Below are 24786 nucleotides of genomic sequence, written 5' to 3' on the forward strand. Positions count from 1 at the left end.
AACTCGCTGAGGCGAGTGCGAATAAGCTTATTTCTACTCACTACTCACTACTCACTACTCACTACTCACTACTCACTACTCACTACTTTTACAGCCTTGCCAGAAGATCCGGCGTCGGCCAGCCATCCACGGGCAATCCAAGGCGCATTTGTTCCTTGCGGATGGCTTCGCGGGTGTTCGTACCCAGGATGCCGTCGACCGTGCCGACGTCGTAGCCTCTGGCTTCGAGCTTGGTCTGCAACGCCTTCATCTGGTCGCCGCTGAGACCGGATTCAGGGGTGCGTGGATCGAATTGCGGCGCGCCGGCGAGCCGCGCGGCGAGGCTTGCCGCGGTCAGCGCATAGGTGAAGGACTGGTTCCACTCGAGATAGACGTCGAAATTGTCGTAGGCGAGGAAGGCCGGCCCCTTGCGGCCCATCGGCAGCGCCAGGCCCGCCTTCAGGCCGTTGTCGATAAGCGGCGTGCCGTTCGGATTGGTGACACCCCACTGAGCCCATTGCGACAGCGGCAGCTTGTTGGTGCGGCCGGTCTGGTCCCACGGCATGTCGTCGGGCACGCGCACTTCCTCGATCCAGGGCTGGTCGCGTTTCCAGCCGCGCGACAGGATCTTGTTGGCCGTGGTCATGATCACGTCCGGCACGCTGCCGCGCAGGTCGACGATGCCGTCGCCGTCGCCATCGACGCCACGCGTGAGATAGTCGGAAGGCAGGATCTGCGTCTGGCCGATCTCGCCCGCCCAGGCGCCGGTGACCTCGGCCGGCACGACCCCGCGGTCGATCAGCGTCAGCAACGGCACCAGCTGGGGCCGGAAAAGCTCCGGCCGGCGGCAATCATGCGCAAGCGTGACCAGTGCGCTCAACGTGTGGAAGTCGCCCTGTACCGCGCCGAAATCGGTCTCCAGCGCCCAGAAGGCGGCGATGACCGGTGCCTGGACGCCGAACTGCTGGTCGGCGCGGGCAAACACGTCGGCGTATTTCTTGAGGTTGGCGGCGCCTTGCTTCAGCCGATAGGCCGAGATCATGCGGTTCGAAAACTGGATGAAGGTCTGGGAAAACACACCCTGGGCACGATCGCGCGCCAGCACCTTGTCGTCGATGCCGGCAGCTTCCAGCGCATCAAGGCCGTGAGCGCCGACGCCAGCCGCCTTGGCTTCGACCGCCACGCCCTGCTTCCATGCCTCGAAATCGCCGCCGCATTCCTGCGCTGCCGCCGGCAACGCCGTGGCGAACAGGATGAGCGCCGCGAGGGCTTTGGAACGCATCCGCATCAGCTTCCTTCCGAAACCAGGTGCCAGAGCGTCGTTTGCGCGTCTATTGCGAACGCGCGGCGCCCTGGATTATCAGCGGGTGCAAACAATCGCCGCCGGCTGTGTCGAAAAGCAGGCGCGGGCCCCGGTGTCAACGGGTGTTCTGCCGCAGCCACTTGTTCCAGGCGGCTTCGGAGCCGTTGAAGACGTTGATATCGGATTTGCCGGTCATCCCGGGAACGATACCGGTGCCGGTGTACTGCCAGAAGGTGAAGGGATGGCTGCCGTACTTCTGACGCGGATGGCCGGCGACCGAGCGCAGCCAATAGGGGTAGCCGCGGAAGGTCGACAGGCCGTTGTCGTCGAAGAAGTCGACCGAGGTGTAGATGATCGGCTTCTTGCCGTAGTGCCGCTCGACGATTTCAAGGAAAGTGCTCATCTCCGCGCGCACCGTCGCGGCGTCCGGGCGCAGCCTGCAGGTCGGCGATTTCGGGTTCCATTCCATGTCCAGCACCGGCGGCATCGCCAAACGGTCGACGGGCACGTTTGCGATGAACCAGCGCGCCTGCGTGGCGGCGGGCGTGCAGAAATAGAAGAAATGATAGGCCGCACGGGGTATGCCGGCGGCCCTGGTGCGTGCCCAATGCTCGTTGAAATACTCGTCGAAGCGGTCGCCGCCCTCGGTCGCCTTGATGAAGGCGAAGGAGATGCCGCTGGCCTTGGCCGCCGGCCAGTCGACCGATGTCTGGTATTTGGAGACATCGGTGCCGTGGACCGCATAGTTCCACGGGGCGCCGCTGTCCCATTCGTGCGGCTTGGAATCCTCGAAACGCGGTGCACGCACCGCCATTGTCGGGTTGCTGGACGAGGATGGCGACAGCGGCGAGAGATCGTCCACGGTCGAGCAGGCGCCCAACAGCGTCAGCATGACGAGAGCCGCGAGACGGCGCATCTCTCTACTCCTGAGCCGGGTTCAGCCGGCCACTGATGGGTCGTTTCTGCTGGTGCCCCTCGATCTGGCCCCGCCGGACGATCACCCCACAGGATCGCCCGCCTTCCTCATGTGATCGCCGAACATGGTTGATATCAGGTTGACGGCGCTCGACAAGAACAGAGATTTTGCCGAAGCAATCGATGACATAAATCGAGCGCGAAAACACCGGGGGATGGAAAGATGCGGATCGTCGTCAAGATCGTCAAATGGCTGCTCGGCCTGGTCGTGCTGGCGATAGCCGCGCTGTTTGCCTGGCTCTATATCGCGCCGCCGGAACTGATCCGCGTCGGTTCGGGCTATTCGGCCAAGATCGTCTGCTCGAACGTTTTCATTGCCGGGCGCGATGCCGATGATGTGCTCGCCGTCGACGTGCAGGCGCCGGGCCATCCGCTGCTCAGGCTGATGAAGGTGTCGGTCGACAAGGAGCGTGGGATGGTCTCGGCAGGCTTGTTCGGTGTGCTCGGCAGAAGTGTCGCCGTCGCGCGTGACGGGCTGGGCTGCGCTTCGGTTCCGGATGGCAACACCGGCAAGGCGAGGCAGACGGTGACCCATGCCGAACCCGCCGCCACCAGGCAGGATGCGCTGTGGCCGGAAGGCGAACGGGTCGACGCCTCGCAGGCACCGGAGATCGCCAAGATCCTCGACGACGCGGCCATGGCGGGTACCGGCATGCGGGCGGTGGTGGTGGTGAAGAACGGCCGCATTGTTGGCGAGCGCTATGGCGACGGCTTTTCGCAGAAGACGCCGCTGCTCGGCTGGTCGATGACCAAGACGGTGAACGCGGCGATCGTCGGCACGCTGGTCAAGGACGGTAAGATGGCGGTGACCAGCCAAGGGTTGTTCGGGCCATGGAAAGCCGATGGCCGCGCCGCCATCAGCCTCGCCGACATGATGGCGATGTCGAGCGGGCTGGAGTTCAACGAGGACTATGGCGACGTCGCCGACGTCACACGCATGCTCTATCTCGAGCCCGATATGGCGGGGTTCGCCGAATCGAAGCCGCTGACCGGCGAGGTCGGCAAGGTGTTCTCCTATTCGAGCGGCACGGCTGTGATGCTGTCGCGGCTCTGGCAGGACGCCATCGGCGACAAGGACAAGGCGCTGACCTGGCCGCGGACGGCGCTGTTCGAGCCGCTCGGCATGCACAGCGCTGTGTTGGAGACCGACGAACAGGGCACTTTCGTCGGCTCGTCCTATCTCTACGCCACGGCGCATGATTGGGCACGCTTCGGCCAGTTCCTGCTGCAAGGAGGGGTCTGGAACGGCAATGAGATCCTGCCGGCCGGCTTCGTCGACTGGATGCGGGAACCTGCATCGGCCTCGAAGGTCTATGGCAACGGCCAGGTGTGGATCGAGGCACCGGGCGACGAGGAAAACCCCGGCGCCGGCGTCGCGGCCGGCCTGCCCAAGGACACCTACTGGATGGAAGGCCATGACGGGCAGACGGTCGCCATCATTCCGTCAGAGCAGTTGGTGGTGGTGCGGCTCGGGCTGACACCAGCCAAGCTCGGCTACCGGCCGCAGATGATGCTGGGGGCGCTGGTGAAGGCGCTGCATTAGCCGTTTGGCTGCCGGATCACGGCGAGCCATGCATAGCCGCGATAAAGCGTGCGAAAACGGAGGGTTGAACCGGTTCGTTCGGACTCCGATTCCAGGACGTCGCGCAGGGATTCACGCGGCGCGACGTGGAATTTCCTCAGCCAGCTGCGCAGCAAGGTCCGGAACCAGCCTGGCAGGCCTTCCTGCTGACCGAAATCGACAACATGCAGCGAACCGCCAGGCGCAAGGGCGGCGAGTGCTGCCGAAACCGTCTTCTCCCAACCGGGGATCATCGACAGCGAATAGGACACGAAGATGCGGTCGAAACTCTCGATGCCGAACAGCGCTTTGGCGTCGAAATCGGTAGCGTCGCCACGCGCCAGTGCGACGCGGTCGGACAGGCCTTCGCGGGCAATGGCGGCTGTGGCTGTCTCCAGCATCTCGGCCGAAATATCGAGGCCGAAAAAGCGGGCGTCGGGATAGCGACGGGCGGCGAGGATGATGTTGCGGCCGGTGCCGCAGCCGAGTTCGAGCACGGTGCCGCCGGGCGGCACATCCAGTCCTGCTATCAGCCGGTCGCGTCCGAGCAGATAGTATTTGCGGGTCAGGTCATAGATATGGCGCTGCCAGCGATAGACGCCGTCCATCAGTTCGGCATGGTTGGCCGGCAGCTCGCGCGCGCTCATGCGGGCCGCTTCACATAGAGGTGGAAGCCGCCATAAATGGCCGAGCGGTCGCGCGCCGAGAATTCGCGCGAAGCGTCGTCCTCATAGCTCCACTGGTCGAGCAGCGAAACTGAGACGCGGCCAGGCAGCAGGCTGGGCTCGGCCGCGGTGCGGAAGATGACGCGAGCGCCGGCCGATGCCGTGCGGGTGATCTCGGCCCACAGCGCATTGAGCTGGTCGTCGGTCATCCAGTCCTGCGCATCGAGCAGCACGAAGCGGTCGACCGTGCCGGCATCCTTGCCGGCAAGGAACTCGATCAGGTTGGCATGATGTATGGCGACGCGGTCGACATTGTCACGGATGGTCTTGTAGTTGCGCTTTTCGAGATAGGCGGGAAGGGCGGCTTCGCCGGGCTCGGGATAGCGGCGGGCAAAGGCCTGCCAGGCGAAATAGTTGGTGTTCAGCGGAAAGTCGCAGGCGAGCTTCTCCAGCCGGGCTTTCAGGACGCTCGCCATGGTGCCGTCGCCCGAGGTGATCAGCGAATCGTATTGCGCCGGCGGAATGCCCAGGCCGAACAGCGAGGCTTTTCGCGATGTCGCCCATTTCAGCAGCGGCTTCTCGAACACCGGCGCCAGCTCCTCGTTGAAGAAGCGGCGCTGCTCGCTGATGTTCCTGGCTTGCATGATGCCGGCAGGGTCGACGCCGAAGAATTTGCCGACGCGATGGCCCATGGCGATGAACAGGCCGAGCAGGCCGGTCTGGTAGAAGTTGCGGTCGAAGACGGCAATGCGACGGCGTCCGCGCCAGTTGCGGCGCTCCCAGTAGTGGCGGCTGACCGGATCGAGATGCGGCGCGACGAACCGATCGTAGGCTTCCGAATTGTGACGGGTGTCGGCAGCACCGAAGAAGCGGAACAGATCGCCTTGCGACGGCAAATGCCGCACCGCCTCGAGCTTCATGCGGTTCAGCGCGATGTGGGCGGCGTTAAGATCGACGGCATCGATCCGCTCCGGAGAGCGCGTGAGGTAGGCGAGGATGTTGCAGCCGCCCGACGCGATGGTGACAATGCGATGGCCGTGGCCAAGCTGCATGGCCTCCATGTCGACATCTGGGTCTTCCCAGATCTGCGGATAGACGAGACCGGAAAACAGGAAGGCGAAAAGCCGCTCGGAAAGGCCGGCTTTCGACAGCGGGCGGTTCTGGTAGACGGCTTTTCCAACTTCCTTGCCGCGGCGAAAAACCAGATCTCCGGAAACGTCCGTCATGGCAAGGTGATTCCCCATTTGCGTTGGCGCAAGCGGGTAGCCCAGCGTCATGACAGGCCCGTGACAGTCGGAGGTATCGATAATTCTACTGCGGCGGTCATCTGACGCGGCTTTCTGCGCTTCCGGTGCTCACGGACTTCAATGTCCGCTCCGCTCCGGTTCTCGAAAGCCACGCCACCTGACTCGCCGCAGCGAATTCTCGAAGCCTCCTTAGGCTCGTCCGAACCCACCCGGCGTCGGCGTCGTCAGGATGACGGCTTCGCCGGCGTCGAGCACGGTCTGGTCGCAGGCTTTCAGCATCTCGACCGAACCGTTGTTGCGGCGGACCTTGGTCGAGCCAGCCTCGCCGTCGCTGCCACCGCTAAGGCCCTGTGGCGGGCGGTTGCGGTGCGAGGACAGGATTGCGCATTCCATCCTTTCGAGGAAGCGGATGGTGCGCTTGGTACCGTCACCGGCACCCCATTTGCCCTTGCCGCCGGAGCCTTCGCGGATGTGGAAATCCTCGAGCAGGACGGGAAAGCGCAGTTCCAGCACTTCCGGATCGGTGAGGCGCGAGTTGGTCATATGGGTGTGGACGCCCGACGTGCCGGCGAAACCGCGGCCGGAATTCATCCGGCCAGCCGGCGAGCCCGAGCAGATCGTTTCGTAATACTGATACTTTTTGTTGCCGAAGGTGAGGTTGTTCATCGTGCCTTGCGCATTGGCCATCGCGCCCATGGCGCCGAACAGAGCGTTGGTAACATGCTGCGAGGTTTCGACATTGCCGGCGACGACGGCGGCCGGATAGGACGGTTTGAGCATGCAGCCGTCCGGGATAATTATGCTGATGGGACGCAGACACCCGGCATTCATCGGGATCATGTCCTCGACCATGACGCGGAAGGCATAGAGAACGGCGGCGCGGGCGACCGGCTCGGGTGCGTTGAAATTGTTCTTCATGACCGGCGAGGTGCCGGTGAAATCGACTGTCGCCTCGCGCTTTTGCCGGTCGACCGTGATCTTCACCTTGATGACCTGGCCGGTGTCGGTCGGATACTCGTATTCGGAACTGTCGGGCAGGCGCTCCAGCACGCGGCGCACGCTCTCGGCGGCATTGTCCTGGACGTGGCCCATATAGGCCTCGACGACATCGAGGCCGAAATGCGCGACCATCTTGCGCAGTTCGGCCACACCCTTTTCATTGGCGGCGATCTGCGCCTTGAGGTCGGCGATGTTCTGGTGCGGATTGCGGGCCGGGTAGAGGTGGTCGGTGAGCAGCGTTTCCAACTCGGTCTCGCGGAATTTTCCGCGATCGACGATGCGGAAATTGTCGAACAGCACGCCTTCCTCGTCGACCGTTGTAGCGAGCGGCGTCATCGAGCCGGGAGCGGTGCCGCCGACATCGGCATGGTGGCCGCGCGAGGCCGCCCAGAACAGGATTTCCTTCTTCGCGTCGTCGAACACCGGCGTCACCACCGTGATGTCGGGCAGATGCGTGCCGCCATTGTAGGGCGCGTTGAGGGCGAAGACGTCGCCGGGGTGGATGTCGCCCGAGTTCAGCCTGATGATGGTCTCGACCGAGCGGTCCATCGAGCCCAGATGCACCGGCATATGCGGGGCGTTGGCGACCAGCGCACCATGGCGGTCGAACACAGCGCAGGAGAAATCCAGCCGTTCCTTGATGTTGACGGAATAGGCGGTGTTCTGCAGCGTCACGCCCATCTGTTCTGCGATCGACATGAACAGGTTATTGAAGACCTCCAGCATGACCGGATCGGCGGCGGTGCCGAGCGCCGCCTGGCGGCGCTTCTTCTCGATGCGGCGCAGCAGCACATGGTTCCTGGCGGTGATTTCGGCCTGCCAGCCTGGCTCGACGACGATGGTCTGGTTGGGCTCGATGATCAAGGCCGGGCCGGAAACCCTGGTGCCCGGTTTGAGCGCCTCGCGGCGGAAGACGCCGGTGTCGCGCCATTCGCCTTCGGCGAAGATTTTGCGGATCTCGGAATGACTTACGACAAGATCTTCGGTCTCTGATTCACTTTCGTCGCGACCGCCGCCGCCAGTATCGGTGCCTTCGACGCCAACGGACTCCACGATCATCGGCTTGTCCTCGTAGACGAAACCGAACTGACCTTTGTGTGCCGCCTCGAAATCGATCCTGGCTCGCGCAATCGAGCCGTGTTCGAAGTTCACCGGCAATGCCGTGTCGGTGCCGTCATAGCGGATCTGCAGCACCGGCTTCGAGGAGACGGCATCTTCACCAATGCCCTGCGCGGCGAGTTCTTCGATGATGGCTTTTCGCAATGTCGCGATGAGGTCGTCGATCGCCGGCAGGGATCCCTCTGCCAGGGGCTGAAGCAGCGCCTGCTGGCGCGAGGCAAAGACCGACGACAGGCCGATGCCATAGGCCGAGAGCAGTCCGGAGAAGGGATGCATCAGCACCGCCTCCATGCCGAGCGCGTCGGCGACGAGGCAGGCGTGCTGGCCGCCGGCACCGCCGAAGCAGTTCAACAGATATTCGGTGACATCATAACCGCGTTGAACGGAAATCTTCTTGATCGCGTTGGCCATGTTCTCGACGGCAATGGTGACGAAGCCTTCGGCGACGGCTTCCGGCGAGCGGCCGTCGCCGATTTCGGCGGCGAGCGCCGCGAATTTTTTGTGCACGGTCCCGACATCGAGCGGCTGGTCCTGGCTCGGCCCGAAGATCGCAGGAAAGAAGTCGGGCTGCAGCTTGCCGAGCATGACATTTGCGTCGGTGACGGCGAGCGGGCCGCCACGCCGGTAGGCGGCGGGACCGGGGTTGGCGCCGGCCGAATCCGGCCCGGCGCGGAAGCGGCCGGCCTCATAGTGCAGGATCGAACCGCCGCCAGCGGCAACGGTATGGATGCGCATCATCGGGGCGCGGATGCGCACGCCGGCGACTTCGGTGTCGAAGGCGCGCTCGTACTCGCCGTCATAATGAGCGACGTCGGTCGAGGTGCCGCCCATGTCGAAGCCGATGACTCTTTCAAAGCCAGCGAGCTTCGCCGTTTCGACCATGCCGACGACGCCGCCGGCCGGACCGGACAGGAGCGCGTCCTTGCCTTGGAACATATCGGCGGCGGTAAGGCCGCCGGACGACATCATGAACATGAGACGAGGGCCGGCGCCCAGTTCTCCCGCCACCCTTTGCACATACCTCGACAGGATCGGCGAGAGATAGGCGTCGACGACGGTGGTGTCGCCGCGGCCGACCAGCTTGATCAGCGGCGAGACTTCGTGGCTGACGGAGACCTGGCCGAAGCCGAGCTTGCGGCAGACTTTTGCCACCGCCTTCTCGTGGTCGGGATATTTCCAGGCATGCATGAAGACGATGGCCACCGCGTCGATGCCATCGTGCCTGGCCTGCTCGATGGCCGGGCGGCAAGCAGCAATATCGAGCAATCGTTCGACGCGGCCATCGGCACGCACGCGCTCGTCGATCTCGATGACGCGCTCGTAGAGCTGTTCGGGCAGGATGATCTCCTTGGCGAAGATGTCCGGCCGCGCCTGGTAGGCGATCCTCAGCGCGTCGCGAAAGCCCTTGGTGATGAGCAGCAGCACGCGGTCGCCCTTGCGCTCCAGAAGCGCATTGGTGGCGACGGTGGTGCCCATCTTGATGTCGCCGACCAGCCCCGGCGGCACAGGCGCGCCGGATTTCAGCCCGAGCAGGTCGCGAATGCCCTGGATGGCTGCATCGGCATAGGCTTCGGGGTTTTCCGACAGGAGTTTTCTGGGATGCAGCCCGCCTTGAGGGTCACGGCCGATGACATCGGTGAAAGTGCCGCCGCGATCGATCCAGAAGTCCCATTTCTCGGTCATCGCAGCTCCCGGCATTTCTCTTATTTTATCTGTTAGTTCGCCATTCGTCGGACGGCAATCACCAAGCTATCTGAAGATGTTACATGCGGAAACGCAACGTTACGAAACTCATGGCCAGCTGATGCATTTTCTCTTCGACCGCTCACAGGAACGTGAGCGTTTGTTGAAGGAGAGATGTGATGAAAAAGCTCATTCTTGCGTCGCTTTCGGCGCTTGCCCTGCTCGGGGTGGCAGCGTGCAGCGACAGCGGCACAGACAACACCACCACACAGAGCACAAACCCGCCGGCAGCCGAACAGCCGATGCAGCCTGCCGCCCCGGCAGCTCCTGACGCTACGAAGCCTGCCGAACCGGCTCCGGCAGCACCTGCTGCGCCCGCGCAGTAGTATGAGATGAACGGACAAGGCCGGCATCAGCCGGCCTTGTCCTGCCAGAATACCCGCATTGCGAGCGAGCGCGATCGCGCCCGGTTGCATGGCAAGGGTTGGGTTTGCTTCGTCAGGCGTCCCAAATCGATCGGGCCTGCGGCACTGTCTTCGCTTGATAGCGGTGGGCGGTTGGCACTAAGAAGCCCTTATGTCGATTTGGGACCGCCTCGGCGACTTCATCACACGCGTTTCGTCTTCAGCGTCGTCAGGCGTCGCCGATGTCGTGGAGGCCGTGCGGACCGTTTTCTCGGGTGACCCGGATCTGCGGCGCCGTGTCGCCTTTTCGGTGGCGATGATCGCGCTGTCGGCCAAGATGGCCAAAGCCGACGGCATCGTCACCCAGAACGAGGTGCGCGCCTTCCAGGAGATATTCGAGGTTCCGCCGAAGGAGACGCGCAACGTGGCGCGCCTTTACGATCTGGCCAAGCGGGACGTCGCCGGGTTCGAGATCTATGCCGCGCGCATGGCGCAATTGTGCGGTTCGGGCCATGCGAACTGCATGATGCTTGAGGACATACTCGACGGCCTGTTCCACATAGCCAAGGCGGACGGGATGATCCACGAACGCGAAGGCCTGTTCCTGCATCGCATCGCCGAGATATTCCGGATCGAAGAGGCACATTACCAGAGTATCCTGGCGCGGCACGTCGATCTGGGTGCAGCCGATCCCTATGTCGTGCTCGGCATCGAGCGCGGAAAACCATTCGAGGAGATCAGGAAACGCTACCGCAAGCTGGTTTCCGACAATCATCCCGACCGGCTGATCGCACGCGGACTGCCGCAGGAATTCATCAAGATCGCCACGACCAGGGTCGCGGCGATCAACGCTGCCTATGAGATGATCGAGCGGGGCCTGCGGCACGTATGAGCGGTTTCCTGCCCGACGAGCCGAGCGCCGAGGTCAGGGCATCGCCGAATTTCGGTCCGCGGCGCGACACGCTCAAGCCCGACATGGTCGTGCTGCACTATACCGGCATGGCGACGGGCCCCGGTGCCGAGGCATGGCTGTGCGATCCGGCGAGTGAGGTTTCCGCCCACTATCTCGTCCATGAGGACGGCCGCATCGTCCAGATGGTGCGGGAAAGCGATCGTGCCTGGCATGCCGGCAAGAGTTCGTGGTTCGGACGCACCGACATCAACTCCTGTTCGGTCGGCATCGAGATCGTCAATCCCGGCCATTCGCTCGGCTATCCCGCTTTTCCAAGGCGGCAGATCGATGCCGTGATCGGCCTTTGCGCGGGGATCGTCCAACGCCATTTTATTCCGGCGCAAAGGGTGCTTGCCCATTCCGACGTGGCACCCGGACGCAAGATCGATCCAGGTGAGAAATTCCCCTGGAAAGCCCTGTTCGCGGCCGGTGTCGGCCACCTCGTCCCGGCGGCGCCGGTCAAGCGGGGTGCTGTGCTCCAGGCAGGCGATACGGGCCCGGATGTCGAGGCGCTGCAGTCGATGCTGGCGGTCTACGGCTATGGGGTGGAGATATCGGGTGTGTTCGACCGGCAGACTGGGATCGTGGTCGAAGCCTTTCAGCGGCATTTCCGCCCGCGTCTGGTCGACGGCGTGGCCGACGGGTCGACAATCCGCACGCTGCAAAGGCTTCTGGCTTCCGCTAAGGCAATCCTGTCAAAGTAATCCTTTTTGAGTCGATAAATTACAATCTGTCACGCAAAGTGACTTGCACCGCCTTCTTTGCCGCCAATTCGGCCTTCAAAGGCGAACCGTGCAAATTGTCGGACCTCTAGCCTCCCGGATGTACCGATATTGATTGGTGTAGCCGCGTGAAGTTCTTCGCGCGGTTCAAACAGAACAGGACCCCATGCAGAAATTGACCGTTTTAACGGCAGCTGTTGTTGCCGGTGTAATGACTTTTGCCATCGGTGCGGCGAATGGCGCACCACTGAGCCAGAGGGCAGACCAGGGATTCTCCGCCGTACCCGCCAAGACTGCCCTGCCGAAAGCGGCTCAGGCAGCAAAAGCCAAGAGGACGGCCACTGCGAAGGTCGAAAAGGCAGTTGCAGTGAAGGCTCGAAAGTCGAAGGCCAAACGGCATGTCAAGCGCAACAGGAAGAGCATCGATCTGACGACGACGGCATCGATCCGCCCGCAGAATGCCGCGGTTTCGGCAGTGGCGCCCGCTGAGGCCGGCCAGTATTCGGCTATCATCGCCCGCTATGCGGCGGCCGAAGGCGTGCCGGTGTCGCTGGCCAAGGCCGTGATCAAGATCGAGAGCAACTACCGGCCGAACATCGTCGGCGGCGCCGGTGAGATCGGGCTGATGCAGATCAAGCCGGCAACGGCGCGCATGATGGGCTATACCGGCTCGGTCAAGGGCCTGTTCAATCCCGACACCAACATCAAATACGGCATGAAGTACCTTGCCATGGCACGAGGCCTCGGTGGCGGTACCACTTGCGGCACGATCCTGAAATACAATGCCGGCCATGCCGCCACGCGCATGAACCCGGTGTCGGCGGCCTATTGCAGCAAGGTGAAGGTGCAGATGGCCGCGCTTGGGACACCTGCGTGACCGTCCAGGCATAAGCTGCTTTTTTCGTTTGCGTTTTCAGGCGTGAACCCCTTTATACGCTCTGCCAGCTGGCCGGGCGGCCGCACCCGCGAAGCCGAAAGGCTGCGGGTGAGGAAAGTCCGGGCTCCATGGAGACACGGTGCCGGTTAATGGCCGGCGGGGGCGACCCCAGGGAAAGTGCCACAGAAAGCAAACCGCCACGGCATCTGGTGTCCGCAAGGCCACTGGGATCCGCGGCAAGGGTGAAAGGGTGGGGTAAGAGCCCACCGCGCGACTGGCAACAGGAGCGGCACGGTAAACCCCACCGGGAGCAAGACCGAATAGGGACGGTGCGAGGGGAAACCCTCGAGGGCTGTTTCCGGCTCACCGTCCGGGTAGGTTGCGTGAGGCGCATGGCAACATGCGCCCAAGATGAATGGCCGCCACGTTCTCGCGCCGCAAGGCGCGAGGGCCATACAGAACCCGGCTTACAGGCCAGCTGGCAATTTCTCCCGGCGCAACATCGACGCCGATGATCTTAATTCGTGATCGGTCCTTCGAAGGCCGGGATTACGCGGTCAGCCGCTGACCCTGTCCAGCGATGCCGCGATCGCCTGCCAGAGCTCTTCCACCGGTTCGCAGCCAATCGACAGGCGTACGAAACCCGGCGCGACGGCGTCTCCGCGTTTGGCGCGCCGTTCGGCGGAGGTGTGGACACCGCCGAAGGAGGTCGCCGCCTCAATCAGCGGGCAGTTGTTGATGAATGCCTCGGCTTTCTCTTCCGAGGCCAGTTCGAACGAGACGAGAAAGCCGAAGCGTTCCATCTGGGCGCGGGCAAGATTATGTGACGGGTCGCCTTCCAGCCCAGGAAAGCGCAGCCCGCTTACGGCGCGATGATCCTTCAGCCTTTGCGCGATGATCTCCGCCGAAGAACACATGCGGTCGAAGCGCACGTCCAGCGTTTCGACGCCGCGATGCACCAGCCACGCCTCGAACGGTCCAGGGATGGCGCCCGACATCTCTCGCCAGCCGGTCACGGCAGCGATGATGTCGTCGCTGCGGCTGGCGACGTGGCCGAACAGCACGTCGGAATGGCCGTTGGTCGCCTTGGTGTCGGCGGAGACGACGATGTCGGCGCCGAGGTCGAGCGGGCGCTGGCCGAAGGGCGTCATCGCCGTGTTGTCGGCAACGAGGATCGCTCCGGCTTCATGGGCGGCCTTGGCGACGGCGGCGATATCGCAAATATCCAGTTGCGGGTTCGAAGGGGTCTCGACGAAAGCCAGGCGATAGCCGGCAAAACCACCGTCGAGAAAGGTCGATGTCGGCCGCAGGTCATAGGCAACACCGAATGGTTTGAGGAAGCGCTCGGCCAGCGCTCGCGTGGCGTGATAGCCGTCCGATGGCAAAAGCACTCGGTCGCCGGACTTCAGAAGCGCGAAGAAAATCGCCGAGATCGCGGCCATTCCGGACGGGAAGCCGATGCATCGGGCGTTTTCCAGATGGCCAAGAGCGTGCTCGACGGCATCCCAGGTCGGATTGCTGTAGCGGCCATACTCATTGAAGCCGGTCGCATCCCCTGGCGTGTGAAAGATGGCGGCCATGGTCAGCGGCAAGGGGATCGGGTCGCCCGTGGCGAATCCGCTATTGCGCAAATGGGCAAGTGCTGCGGCGCGTGACCTGGCTGTTTCGGACATCGATCTCACACCTTGTTGCCGCCGGAAGAGGACCGGGTGACGCTATGCGTGCCAACGGGTTGCAGCAAGCGCCCTCCAGTTGGGCCACGGGGCTCTAAACCCTTCGTTAGGCTTAATAGAGGATAAAGACGGGAGTGCCGTCGCAGCTGCCTTCCCAGGTTGTCGCACGCACGTTTGTGAAGCCTGTTCCCGTTGACGCCCATAGTGCCCCATGATATCCCATTTCGATACCAAAGCCTTCGTTCCGCGTCAGGGTGAAGCGTACGCCAATCGGGCAGCCGCGGCGGCTGCGCGTTTGCGCGTTTTTGCCTCGGCGGACGGAGCGAGTTTTCGGAAGGGACCGCGCAGCGGCGGTGCGGGCGAAACGATGAAGAGGGGTGCGGCGGCGGAAGCGGCTGTAGCGCGTAATGGACCGGTTTCTGTCAAGCGCGGTGAACAGGATCGATGCGAAGGGACGGGTTTCCGTTCCGGCGCATTTCCGCTCGGTCGTGCAGAAACGCGGCTATTCGGACCTCTATGGCCTGCGCTGCCTGGATATCCCGGCGATGGATGTCGGCGGTCTCGACCTGCTCGACCGCTACGAACAGCGCATCGCGCAGGAAGATCCCTTCCTGCAGACGGCGGACGACATGTCCTTCTTCTGCCATGGCGATGGGACGTTCCTGAAACTGGACCAGGACGGTCGCATCACGATGAGCGATTTCATCCGCGAGCATACCGGCATTTTGGCGGAAGTGGCCTTTGTCGGTCGCGGCAATTTCTTTCAGATCTGGGAGCCGGGGCGGCTTGCCGCCTATGGAGCGCAGGCGCGCGCCCGGCTTTTGCAGCTTCGGCAGGGGACGAAGCCTGGGGAGCGACCGGAATGATGGTGGGCGACGGCGATGATCTTCACGCCGTTGGCGGACCAGTCCGTCACATTCCGGTCCTCCTTGCCGAAGTGCTGGAGGCGCTTTCACCCAAAGCCGGCGACGTAGTCGTCGACGGCACGTTCGGCGCCGGCGGCTACACCAAAGCCATTCTTGCGACCGGTGCTTCGGTCGTGGCCATCGACCGCGATCCCGATGCCATCGCGGCTGGTCGTGTTCTCGAACAGCAATCGGGTGGCAGGCTGCGGCTGGTGCAGGCGCCGTTCTCAACGTTGGACGACCATGTTGAAAGCGCCGACGGCGTTGTGCTCGACATCGGTGTCTCCTCCATGCAGCTCGACCAGGCCGAACGCGGCTTCTCGTTCCGCAACGATGGGCCGCTCGACATGCGCATGGCGCAGGCTGGCTTGAGCGCGGCCGACGTCGTCAACAGTTTCAAGGCCGGTGATCTTGCGCGCATCTTCGGCTTTCTGGGCGAGGAGCGTCACGCCGGCCGCATCGCCCGCATGATCGAGAGCCGCCGCGAAAAGCGGCCGTTCGAGCGCACGCTCGACCTCGCCGACGCCATCGAGACGCATATCGGCCGCGCCCCGAAGGACAAGATCCATCCGGCGACGCGCGTCTTCCAGGCGCTGCGCATCTTCGTCAATGACGAGCTTGGCGAACTGGCAAAGGCGCTCTTTGCGGCAGAGCGTGCGCTTAAGCCCGGTGGGCGGCTGGCGGTGGTGACGTTCCATTCGCTGGAGGATCGCATCGTCAAGCGCTTCATCGCCGACCGCTCGGATGCGGCGAGCGGCTCGCGCCACTTGCCCGAGGCGCAGGCGCGGATGGCGACTTTTCGCAAGGCCGGCAGCGGCGTGACGGCGGGCGATGCCGAGATCGCGGCCAACCCGCGAGCACGTTCGGCCAGGCTGCGCGCAGCAATCCGCACCGAGGCGCCGGCGCGTAGCAGTGACTTTTCGATTTTCGGCCTTCCAAAGCTTCCCGGCATCGACCGGCCGGGAGAGAGGTGAGCACGTGTTTCGTACCAGCGACATAGTCCTTATCGCGGTCATGGTCTCGGCGGCCGCCCTGACCTACAAGACCAAGCGCGAGGCCGAGGAACAATTGGCGGCGGTGCAGAAGATCCAGGCGCAGATCCACTATGAGGAGGACACGATCGACCTTCTGAAGGCGGACTGGAGCCTGCTCACCCAACCGTCGCGCCTGCAGAAGCTGGCCGAAATCTACAAGTCGCAGCTGGGACTCGAGCCGGTAAATGCGCGCCAGATCGTCGGCCTCGACGATCTTCCGGCAAAACCGGTCAACATCGAGGACCTGTCGTCGCAACGGCTGGGCGGCATGGCAGACAATTCCGGCAAAGGGCCCTCGGACGGCAAGGATCCCGTGGTGACCGGAGGCATCGTCCAATGATCGCCAGACTTCCAGTAATGGGCAAACTTCCAAAGATCGGCAGCCTGCTGAAGCGTCGCGCCAGGCCCGGCGAAGACGGCTCGATCGTCGTCGATGGCGCCCGCAAGGCGACCGGCGGCAAGGCCAGGACGCGCATCGTGATGACGATGGCGGTGTTTTTCGGCATCTATTCGGCCATCGCCGGCAGGCTGGTCTATCTCGGCTTCCAGAATCCCGACATGTCGGGCGGGCCGCAGAGCCGGGTGACCGCGTCGCGGCCCGATATCGTCGATCGCAACGGCGAGGTGCTGGCGACCGACATCAAGACTGCCTCGCTGTTTGCCGAGCCACGCCGCATCGTCGACGCCGACGAGGCGATCGAGAAGTTGTCGACGGTGCTTCCCGAGATCGACTACGAACAGACCTATCACAAGCTGAAGAGCGGCGCCGGCTTCGTCTGGCTGCAGCGGCAGCTGACACCGAAGCAGCAGGCCGACATCATGCAGCTCGGCATCCCCGGCTTTGGCTTCCGTACCGAAAAACGCCGCTTCTATCCGGCCGGCGAGACCTCGTCCTACATTGTCGGTCTCACCAACATCGACAACCAGGGCATTTCCGGCATGGAGAAATATGTCGACGAGCAGGGTCTGACCGACCTTCAGGCGTCGGGCCTGGCAGTGGCCAGGGACCTGAAGCCGGTGCAGCTCTCGATCGACCTGCGCGTCCAGCACATCGTGCGCGACGAGGTGGCCACCGGCATGGAACGCTTCCACGCCATCGCCGCCGGCGCCGTCGTGCTCAACGTCAAGACCGGCGAAGTGCTGGCGATGGCGTCGGTGCCGGATTTCGACCCCAACAATCCCTACAATGCCCAGGACAAGGACCGGTTGAACCGCATGTCGGCGGGCCTCTACGAAATGGGTTCGACGTTCAAGAGCTTCACCACCGCGATGGCGCTGGATTCAGGCAAGGTGACCCTGGAGAGCCGGTTCGACGCCTCGCGCCCGATCAGGATCGGCCATCAGACCATTCATGACTTCCACGGCAAGGGGCGCGTGCTGTCGGTGCCTGAGGTGTTCATTTATTCCTCCAATATCGGCTCGGCCAAGGAGGCCGAAGCGGTGGGCATCGAAGGGCATCGCGAATTCCTGCATCGGCTGGGCATTCTCGAGAAGATGCAGACGGAACTGCCCGAGGTCGCGCGCCCGACCGAGCCCAAGGTGTGGAAACAGGTCAATTCGATCACCATCGCCTTCGGCCATGGTGTGTCGACGACACCGCTGCAGACCGCCGTCGGCTGCGCCGCGCTGATGAATGGCGGCTACCTTATCGAGCCGACATTCCTGCCTCGCACGCAGGAGGAAGCGATGGTGGTGGCCAAGAAAGTGGTCAACGAAAAGACCGTCGAGGGCATGCGCTATCTCTATGCGCTCAACGCCGAGAAAGGCTCGGGCAAGAGCGCCAGGGTTCCGGGCTATCGCGTCGGCGGCAAGACCGGAACGGCTGAAAAGGTCGTCAATGGCCGCTACTCGAAGGACAAGAATTTCAATGCCTTCGTCGCTGCTTTCCCGATGGACGACCCGCAGTACATCGTGCTGACGATCGCCGACGAACCGAAGCCGGAAAAGCCCGGCATGGGTGCCACCGCGGCCTCGAATGCGGGCGTCATGGCGGGCAATATCATCCGGCGCGCGGCTTCAATGCTTGGCGTGAAGCCAGATTTCAGCCATGAAAATGGTGCAACGCTGGTTTCCTATCAGTGATTCTTGGGGCGCGCCGGCAACTGCGCGCTATTTTGTTGCGATGAACGGGTTTCGATGCAGCTGAAAGACCTAGCCGGTATCCTGCCTGTCGAGGGAACAGCTTCCCTCGACCTGGAGGTGACCGGGATTTCCTCGGATTCCCGCCAGGTAAAACCCGGCGTCGTCTTTTTCGCGCTTACTGGTACCAAGGCGGACGGTGTGACCTATGCCGAGGATGCCGCGAAGCGCGGCGCGGCGGCGATCGTGGCGGGCAAATCCAGCGCCATTGCCGGGTTGTCGGTCCCGGTGCTTGCCGTCGGCGACCCGCGCCTGGCGCTGGCGCTGAGTGCTGCCCGCTTCTTCGGCAGGCAGCCGGAGACAATGGTGGCGGTGACGGGCACCAGCGGCAAGACGTCGGTCGCCGCCTTCACGCGGCAGATATGGGAGCAGGCCGGCCATGCCGCCGCTTCGATCGGCACCACCGGCGTGGTGGCGCCCGGCCGCAACGAGTATGGCTCGCTAACCACGCCCGACCCGGTGGCGCTGCACCAGCTTTTGCGCGAACTTGCGGATGCCGGCGTCACCCACGCGTCGATGGAAGCCTCCAGCCATGGCCTCGACCAGCGCCGGCTGGATGGTGTGAAACTCGCCGCCGGCGGCTTCACCAATCTCGGCCGCGACCACATGGACTATCACCCGACCGTCGAGGAGTACCACCAGGCGAAATTGCGCCTGTTCGACACGCTGCTGCCCAAGGGCGCGCCGGCGGTCATCTTCGCCGACGACCCGTGGTCGGAGCCGACGATCAAAGCGGCCAAGGCAGCAGGGTTGACCGTGCTGACGGTCGGTCGCCACGGCGATTTCCTAAGGCTGAAGCGGGTCGAGCATGAGCGCCATCGCCAGCGCGCCGAAGTCGAGGCCGACGGCGTGCTGCACGAAATCGACCTGCCGCTGGCCGGCGATTTCCAGATCGCGAACGCGCTGGTTTCGGCGGGTTTGGCTATTTCTACGGGAATTCCTGCCGTCAAAGCCCTGATTGCATTGGAAAAATTGAAAGGCGCACCGGGTCGACTCGACCTCGTCGGTACCACCGGCAATGGTGCGCCTGTCTATGTCGACTATGCGCACAAGCCGGACGCGCTGGAAAACGTGCTCGCTTCCGTGCGGCCATTCACCACTGGCCGCGTCATCGTGGTGTTCGGCTGCGGCGGCGATCGCGATCGAGGCAAGCGGCCGATCATGGGCGAGATCGCGACGCGGCTCGCCGATGTCGTCATCGTCACCGATGACAATCCGCGTTCGGAAGTGCCGGAAACGATCCGCGCTGCGATCCTCGCCGCTGCGCCCGGCGCCATCGAGATAGGCGACCGGCGCAAGGCGATCCACGAGGCGGTGGCCATGCTTCACGCCGGCGATACGCTGATCGTGGCCGGCAAGGGCCACGAGGAAGGCCAGACCATCGGCGCTGAGACATTGCATTTCTCCGACCACGAGGAAGTTCGTGCGGCGCTCAGGGAGCGGGCTGCATGAGTGTCCTGTGGACCTCCGAAGCGCTGGTCGACGCCATGGGCGGGCGGCCGATCGGCCCGATGCCGGAGGGTATTTCCGGCATTTCGATCGACAGCCGCAGCCTGCAGCCGGGGGACGCCTTCTTCGCCATCAAGGGCGAGGCGATGGATGGCCATGATTTCGCGACAGCCGCCGTCAAAGCCGGCGCCGGGGTGCTGGTCGTCGCCGAGGGCAAGCTGCCGTCGCTGGGGCGGCTGACGGCGCCGATGATCGTGGTCCAGGACGTGCTTGCCGCGCTGGAAAAGCTCGGTGTCGCGGCACGCGCGCGCTCCAACGCCAGGATCATCGCGGTGACCGGCTCGGCCGGCAAGACGACCACCAAGGAAGCGCTGCGCCACGTGCTGTCTGCGGTCGGCAAGGCGCATGCCTCGGCGCAGTCGTTCAACAACCATTGGGGCGTGCCGCTGACGCTGGCGCGGATGCCCGCCGATTGCGACTATGCGGTGTTCGAGATCGGCATGAACCATCCGGATGAAATCCGGCCGCTGGTCAAGATGGTCCGCCCGCATGTCGCCATCGTCACGCTGATCGCGGCGGCGCATCTCGGCTTCTTCAAAAATCTCGACGAAATCGCCAAGGCCAAGGCCGAGATATTCGAGGGGCTGGAACCTGACGGTGCCGCACTGCTCAACCGCGACGACGGGCGCTGGAAACTACTGGACAAGATGGCCAGGGCCGCCGGTGTCGAGCATGTCTTCGGCTTCGGCGAAAATGCCCGCTCGACCTTCAAGCTGGTCAAATGCGAACTGCATGCCGGCCATTCCATGATCACTGCCAGGATCGGCGGGCAGGACGTCGCCGCCCGGGTCGGCGCGCCCGGCCGCCACATGGTGCAGAATGTGCTGGCCGTGCTGGGCGCGGCGCAACTGGTTGGTGCCGATATCGGCACGGTGGCCTCGGCGCTGGCCAACCTCTCGGCGGAGCGCGGCCGCGGCAAGCGCCATGTGCTGCGCCATCCGAAAGGGCAGATCACGCTGATCGATGAGAGCTACAACGCCAATCCGGCCTCGATGCAGGCGGCTATGGCGCTGCTCAACGCAACGCCTGTGTCGGGCGAGGGCAGGCGCATCGCCGTGCTCGGCGACATGCTCGAACTCGGCGACCATTCGGCGAAGCTGCACGCAGCCCTTGCCGATCTCATCGTCGGCACCGAAACGCGCACGGTCTTTCTCGGCGGCCCTGAAATGCGGGCATTGGCGGACATCTTGCCCGACGAGATCGATACGGAGTATCGCGCCGGCGCCGAAGAGTTGAAGCCGCTGCTGCTGTCGGCGTTGAAGCCTGGCGACGTGTTGATGGTCAAATCGTCGAAAGGCATCGGTTTTTCAAAGCTGGTCGAGGCATTGCTCGGCAAATTTCCGGCGCAAGCCACATCCATTGAACAGACCTAAGACCGGCCCGGGGGACGGAGTTTCATGTTCACACTGCTCGTCGATTTCGCGGACAAGATCTCGGTCTTCAACGTCTTCCGCTACATCACCTTCCGCACCGGCGGGGCGCTGATCACCTCGGCGCTGATCGTCTTCATCTTCGGGCCAACGATCATCAATTCACTGCGCCTTCGGCAGGGCAAGGGCCAGCCGATCCGCGCCGACGGGCCGCAGACGCATTTCAAGAAGGCCGGCACGCCGACAATGGGCGGGTTGATGATCCTTTGCGGCATCATCGGCTCGTCGCTTTTGTGGGCGAACCTCTCCAGCATCTATGTCTGGGTGGTGATGCTGGTAACGCTCGGCTTCGGCTCGATCGGCTTCTACGACGACTATCTGAAGGTGACCAAGCAGTCGCATCTGGGCTTTTCCGGCAAGGCAAGACTGGCGCTCGAATTCGTCATCGCCGGCATCGCCGCCTGGGTGATCATGCATAATGGCCAGGCGCCGTTCTCGTCGTCGCTGACCTTCCCCTTCGCCAAGGAATTCATCATCAATCTCGGCTGGTTCTTCGTGCCGTTCTCCTGCTTCGTCATCGTCGGCGCCGGCAATGCGGTGAACCTGACCGACGGTCTCGACGGACTGGCGATCGTCCCGATCATGATCGCGGCGGCCTCCTTCGGCGTCATTGCCTATCTCTCGGGCAATGCGGTGTTCGCCGAATATCTGCAGATCCACTTCGTCCCCGGCACCGGCGAACTGGCCGTCGTGCTTGGCGCGGTCATTGGCGCCGGCCTCGGCTTCCTGTGGTTCAACGCGCCGCCCGCGGCGATCTTCATGGGCGACACCGGCTCGCTGGCGATGGGCGGCCTGATCGGCACCGTCGCGGTGGCGACCAAGCACGAGATCGTCCTGGTCATCGTCGGCGGTCTGTTCGTGGTGGAGATCCTGTCGGTCATCATCCAGGTCGGTTACTTCAAGATGACCGGCAAGCGGGTGTTCCTGATGGCGCCGATCCACCATCATTTCGAAAAGCTCGGTTGGACCGAAAGCCAGGTGGTGATCCGCTTTTGGATCATCGCGGTGATCCTGGCGCTGGTCGGCCTGTCGACCCTCAAGCTCAGATAGGACGCCGCTTGATCCCCGCCTCATCCTTCGCAGGCAAGCGTGTCTCGCTCTTCGGGCTCGGCGGCTCTGGGATCGCCACCGCGCATGCGCTGATCGCGGGCGGGGCCGACATCCTCGCCTGGGACGACAATCCGGACAGCGTCGCCAAGGCGGCTGCAGTTGGCATTGCGACCGGCGACCTGCGCGGCGCCGACTGGGCCGGGTTCTCGGCCTTCGTGCTGTCGCCCGGCGTGCCGCTGACGCATCCGAAGCCGCACTGGACCGTGGAGCTCGCGCGCGGCTCGGGCGTCGAGGTGATCGGCGACATCGAGCTGTTCTGCCGCGAGCGGATCTTGCGTGCGCCCGAGGCACCTTTCATTGCCATCACCGGCACCAACGGCAAGTCGACGACGACGGCGCTGACGGCGCATATCCTGAAATCGGCCGGACGGGATACGCAGATGGGCGGCAATATCGGCCGCGCCATCATGACGCTCGATCCGCCTCAGGCAGGGCGCCACTATGTTGTGGAATGCTCGTCCTACCAGATCGACCTTGCGCCCTCGATCAATCCGACCGCAGGCATCCTGCTCAATTTGACGCCCGACCATCTCGACCGGCACGGCACCATGCAGCACTACGCTTCGATCAAGGAGCGGCTGGTGGCCGGCAGCGAGACCGCGATCATCGGCGTCGACGATTCCTGGTGCGCCCAGATTGCCGACCGGCTGGATCGGGTGGGCAGGCAGGTCATCCGCATTTCCAAGCGCCTGCCTCTGACCGACGGCTATTTCGCCGACGGCGGCAATCTGATGGAAGCAGCAAATGGCCGCTATAGCCGCGTCGCCTTTCTCGACGGCATCGGCTCGCTGCGCGGCCAGCACAATGCGCAGAATGCGCTTGCCGCGGTCGCCGCCTGCCTGAAGGTCGGGCTTGAGTTGGGCGAGATCCAGGCCGGGCTCGAGAGCTTTCCCGGGCTGGCGCATCGCATGGAACAGGTCGGCCGCAAGGACCATGTTCTGTTCATCAACGATTCCAAGGCGACCAATGCCGACGCGGCCGCACCGGCGCTGTCGAGTTTTTCACGCATCTACTGGATTGCCGGCGGGCTGCCCAAGGAAGGCGGCATCGAGCCGCTGCGCGGTTTCTTTCCGCGCATCGCCAAGGCCTATCTGATCGGCGAAGCGGCGCCGGGCTTTTCAGCGACGCTCGGCGAGGCCGTGCCCTATGAGATCTCGGGCACGCTGGCGGCCGCGGTCGCGCATGCGGCCAATGATGCCGCGAAGGACGATGGCGGTGAGGCCGTGGTGCTTTTGTCGCCGGCCTGCGCCAGTTTCGACCAGTTCAAGAATTTCGAAGTGCGCGGCGAAGCCTTCAGGCAAGCTGCGAGCGCTATAGATGGTGTGAAACCCATCGGAGGGCCACGATAATGCAAAGCCGTCTCGACAAAAGTCCGGTTGCGACCTGGTGGTGGACGATCGATCGCTGGTTCCTGGCGGCATTCCTGTCGCTGATGGGGCTGGGCATCGTGCTGTCTTTCGCGGCGAGCCCGGCGGTGGCCGAACGCATCGGCCTCGACAGCTTCCACTTCGCCACCAGGCAAATCATCTTCACCGTGCCGGCACTTGGCGTGATGCTGGCAGTCTCCTTCCTGGAATCGCGGCAGATCCGGCGCGTGGCGCTGGCGATGCTGTGCATCATGCTCGTGCTGATGGTGGTGGTGCTCTACATCGGCGTCGAGGTGAAGGGAGCCCGGCGCTGGATATCGCTTGTCGGGCTGTCGATCCAGCCGTCGGAATTCCTGAAGCCCGCCTTCGTCATCGTCTGTGCGTGGCTGTTCGCCGAACACAAGCGCCAGCCCGATATTCCCGGCAATCTGTTTGCCATGCTGCTGCTGATCCTGGTCGTCTCGCTTCTGGTCGCCCAGCCTGACCTCGGACAGACCATGCTGGTGACCGGCACCTGGGGCGTCATGTTCTTCATGGCAGGCCTGCCATGGCTGTGGATCATTGCGCTCGGCGTCACCGGCGCCAGCGGCCTGTTTGCCGCCTATACCGTATTTCCGCACGTCGCCGCCCGCATCGACAAATTTTTGACCGGCGAGGGCGATACGTTCCAGGTCGACATGGGGCGCGAGGCGCTGATCAATGGCGGCTGGTTCGGCGTCGGCCCGGGCGAGGGCACGGTCAAACGGGTCATTCCCGACAGCCATGCCGACTTCGTCTTTTCGGTCGCCGGCGAGGAGTTCGGGCTGATCATGTGCTTCTTCATCATGTCGATCTTCGCCTTCATCGTGCTGCGCGGCCTCAACACCGCGATGAAGGAACAGGACGATTTCACGCGCTATGCCGTCGGTGGGCTGGTCACGGTGTTCGGCCTGCAGTCGGTCATCAACATGTGCGTCAACCTGCAGCTCATGCCGGCCAAGGGCATGACGCTGCCGTTCATCTCCTATGGCGGCTCCTCGCAGATCGCCATCGCCATCTCGATGGGCATGGTGCTGGCGCTGACACGCAAGCGGCCGGAAAAGCGCAAGCAGATGGGCTTTGCCTTCTCGCAGCGCGCCATGCCGGCGGAGTGA

At 63.7% G+C, this 24786-nt stretch carries 20 protein-coding genes and 1 other RNA gene; 15 read left to right on the forward strand and 6 right to left on the reverse strand.

The genetic code is table 11. The features are described from left to right. Positions 1-88: 88 nt before the first annotated feature. Together AC04SI_RS03650 and AC04SI_RS03655 are read right to left on the reverse strand one after the other, a co-directional pair. Positions 89-1267 carry a lytic murein transglycosylase gene (locus AC04SI_RS03650; RefSeq protein ID WP_488473924.1) on the reverse strand — a complete coding sequence of 393 codons (1179 nt, stop codon included), beginning with the start codon at positions 1265-1267 and terminating at the stop codon, positions 89-91. 130 nt (positions 1268-1397) lie between these two features. Then, positions 1398-2198, reverse strand: coding sequence for a glycoside hydrolase family 25 protein (locus AC04SI_RS03655; protein WP_404275439.1), 801 nt, complete (start codon positions 2196-2198; stop codon positions 1398-1400). A gap of 222 nt (positions 2199-2420) precedes the next feature. Between AC04SI_RS03655 and AC04SI_RS03660 the strand changes: the two genes are divergently transcribed. Further along, positions 2421-3800: a serine hydrolase domain-containing protein gene (locus AC04SI_RS03660; RefSeq protein WP_404275440.1), complete on the forward strand. Its 1380-nt coding sequence runs from the start codon at positions 2421-2423 to the stop codon at positions 3798-3800. Here the strand turns inward: AC04SI_RS03660 and AC04SI_RS03665 are convergent. The 3 genes from AC04SI_RS03665 to AC04SI_RS03675 all read right to left on the reverse strand — a co-directional run bounded on the left by AC04SI_RS03665 (position 3797) and on the right by AC04SI_RS03675 (position 9531). Next, complete coding sequence (locus AC04SI_RS03665; protein WP_404275442.1) at positions 3797-4465, reverse strand: class I SAM-dependent methyltransferase; 669 nt, start codon at positions 4463-4465, stop codon at positions 3797-3799. The two genes, AC04SI_RS03660 and AC04SI_RS03665, sit on opposite strands and share 4 nt — an antisense overlap. Next, positions 4462-5760, reverse strand: coding sequence for a BtaA family protein (locus AC04SI_RS03670; RefSeq protein WP_404275444.1), 1299 nt, complete (start codon positions 5758-5760; stop codon positions 4462-4464). Before AC04SI_RS03670 ends, AC04SI_RS03665 begins: the two co-directional genes overlap by 4 nt. Before the next feature lie 159 nt (positions 5761-5919). Beyond that, positions 5920-9531: a hydantoinase B/oxoprolinase family protein gene (locus AC04SI_RS03675; RefSeq protein ID WP_404275446.1), complete on the reverse strand. Its 3612-nt coding sequence runs from the start codon at positions 9529-9531 to the stop codon at positions 5920-5922. Between the two features lie 179 nt (positions 9532-9710). Here AC04SI_RS03675 and AC04SI_RS03680 point away from each other — a divergent pair, with 179 nt between their 5' ends. From AC04SI_RS03680 to rnpB, 5 genes are all read left to right on the forward strand, one after another. Continuing rightward, complete coding sequence (locus tag AC04SI_RS03680; protein ID WP_404275448.1) at positions 9711-9917, forward strand: hypothetical protein; 207 nt, start codon at positions 9711-9713, stop codon at positions 9915-9917. Between the two features lie 190 nt (positions 9918-10107). Then, positions 10108-10827 carry a TerB family tellurite resistance protein gene (locus AC04SI_RS03685; RefSeq protein ID WP_404275450.1) on the forward strand — a complete coding sequence of 240 codons (720 nt, stop codon included), beginning with the start codon at positions 10108-10110 and terminating at the stop codon, positions 10825-10827. Beyond that, complete coding sequence (locus AC04SI_RS03690) at positions 10824-11591, forward strand: N-acetylmuramoyl-L-alanine amidase (RefSeq protein ID WP_404275452.1); 768 nt, start codon at positions 10824-10826, stop codon at positions 11589-11591. The genes AC04SI_RS03685 and AC04SI_RS03690 overlap by 4 nt, the downstream gene beginning before the upstream one ends. Positions 11592-11775: 184 nt before the next feature. Next, entirely contained in the window at positions 11776-12486 is a 711-nt protein-coding gene (locus tag AC04SI_RS03695) for a lytic transglycosylase domain-containing protein (RefSeq protein WP_404275454.1), read from the forward strand. A gap of 64 nt (positions 12487-12550) precedes the next feature. Further along, positions 12551-12972: RNase P RNA component class A (gene rnpB / locus AC04SI_RS03700), an RNA gene on the forward strand. Between the two features lie 71 nt (positions 12973-13043). Here the strand turns inward: rnpB and AC04SI_RS03705 are convergent. After that, positions 13044-14159: a cystathionine gamma-lyase gene (locus AC04SI_RS03705; protein WP_404275456.1), complete on the reverse strand. Its 1116-nt coding sequence runs from the start codon at positions 14157-14159 to the stop codon at positions 13044-13046. Positions 14160-14566: 407 nt separating this feature from the next. Between AC04SI_RS03705 and mraZ the strand changes: the two genes are divergently transcribed. The 9 genes from mraZ to ftsW are packed head-to-tail and all read left to right on the forward strand — an operon-like array spanning position 14567 to position 24786. Next, the gene (mraZ, locus tag AC04SI_RS03710; protein WP_404275458.1) at positions 14567-15025 is read left to right on the forward strand and encodes a division/cell wall cluster transcriptional repressor MraZ; all 459 of its coding nucleotides are present in this window, start codon (positions 14567-14569) and stop codon (positions 15023-15025) included. Further along, positions 15022-16038, forward strand: a complete 1017-nt coding sequence (rsmH, locus tag AC04SI_RS03715; protein ID WP_404275459.1) for a 16S rRNA (cytosine(1402)-N(4))-methyltransferase RsmH — start codon at positions 15022-15024, stop codon at positions 16036-16038. Before mraZ ends, rsmH begins: the two co-directional genes overlap by 4 nt. Positions 16039-16042: 4 nt before the next feature. After that, positions 16043-16438: a cell division protein FtsL gene (gene ftsL, locus AC04SI_RS03720; protein ID WP_192180841.1), complete on the forward strand. Its 396-nt coding sequence runs from the start codon at positions 16043-16045 to the stop codon at positions 16436-16438. Next, positions 16435-18180 carry a peptidoglycan D,D-transpeptidase FtsI family protein gene (locus tag AC04SI_RS03725; protein WP_404275461.1) on the forward strand — a complete coding sequence of 582 codons (1746 nt, stop codon included), beginning with the start codon at positions 16435-16437 and terminating at the stop codon, positions 18178-18180. The genes ftsL and AC04SI_RS03725 overlap by 4 nt, the downstream gene beginning before the upstream one ends. A gap of 54 nt (positions 18181-18234) precedes the next feature. Continuing rightward, positions 18235-19689, forward strand: a complete 1455-nt coding sequence (locus AC04SI_RS03730; protein WP_404275463.1) for a UDP-N-acetylmuramoyl-L-alanyl-D-glutamate--2,6-diaminopimelate ligase — start codon at positions 18235-18237, stop codon at positions 19687-19689. After that, entirely contained in the window at positions 19686-21119 is a 1434-nt protein-coding gene (locus AC04SI_RS03735) for a UDP-N-acetylmuramoylalanyl-D-glutamyl-2,6-diaminopimelate--D-alanyl-D-alanine ligase (protein WP_404275464.1), read from the forward strand. Before AC04SI_RS03730 ends, AC04SI_RS03735 begins: the two co-directional genes overlap by 4 nt. Positions 21120-21143: 24 nt before the next feature. Then, complete coding sequence (mraY, locus tag AC04SI_RS03740) at positions 21144-22226, forward strand: phospho-N-acetylmuramoyl-pentapeptide-transferase (protein WP_404275466.1); 1083 nt, start codon at positions 21144-21146, stop codon at positions 22224-22226. Between the two features lie 8 nt (positions 22227-22234). Then, positions 22235-23635 (forward strand): UDP-N-acetylmuramoyl-L-alanine--D-glutamate ligase, encoded by a 1401-nt coding sequence (murD, locus tag AC04SI_RS03745; protein WP_404275468.1) that lies wholly within the window; start codon positions 22235-22237, stop codon positions 23633-23635. Next, positions 23635-24786 (forward strand): putative lipid II flippase FtsW, encoded by a 1152-nt coding sequence (ftsW, locus tag AC04SI_RS03750; protein ID WP_404275470.1) that lies wholly within the window; start codon positions 23635-23637, stop codon positions 24784-24786. Before murD ends, ftsW begins: the two co-directional genes overlap by 1 nt.

Source organism: Mesorhizobium sp. CNPSo 4689 (assembly GCF_057784325.1).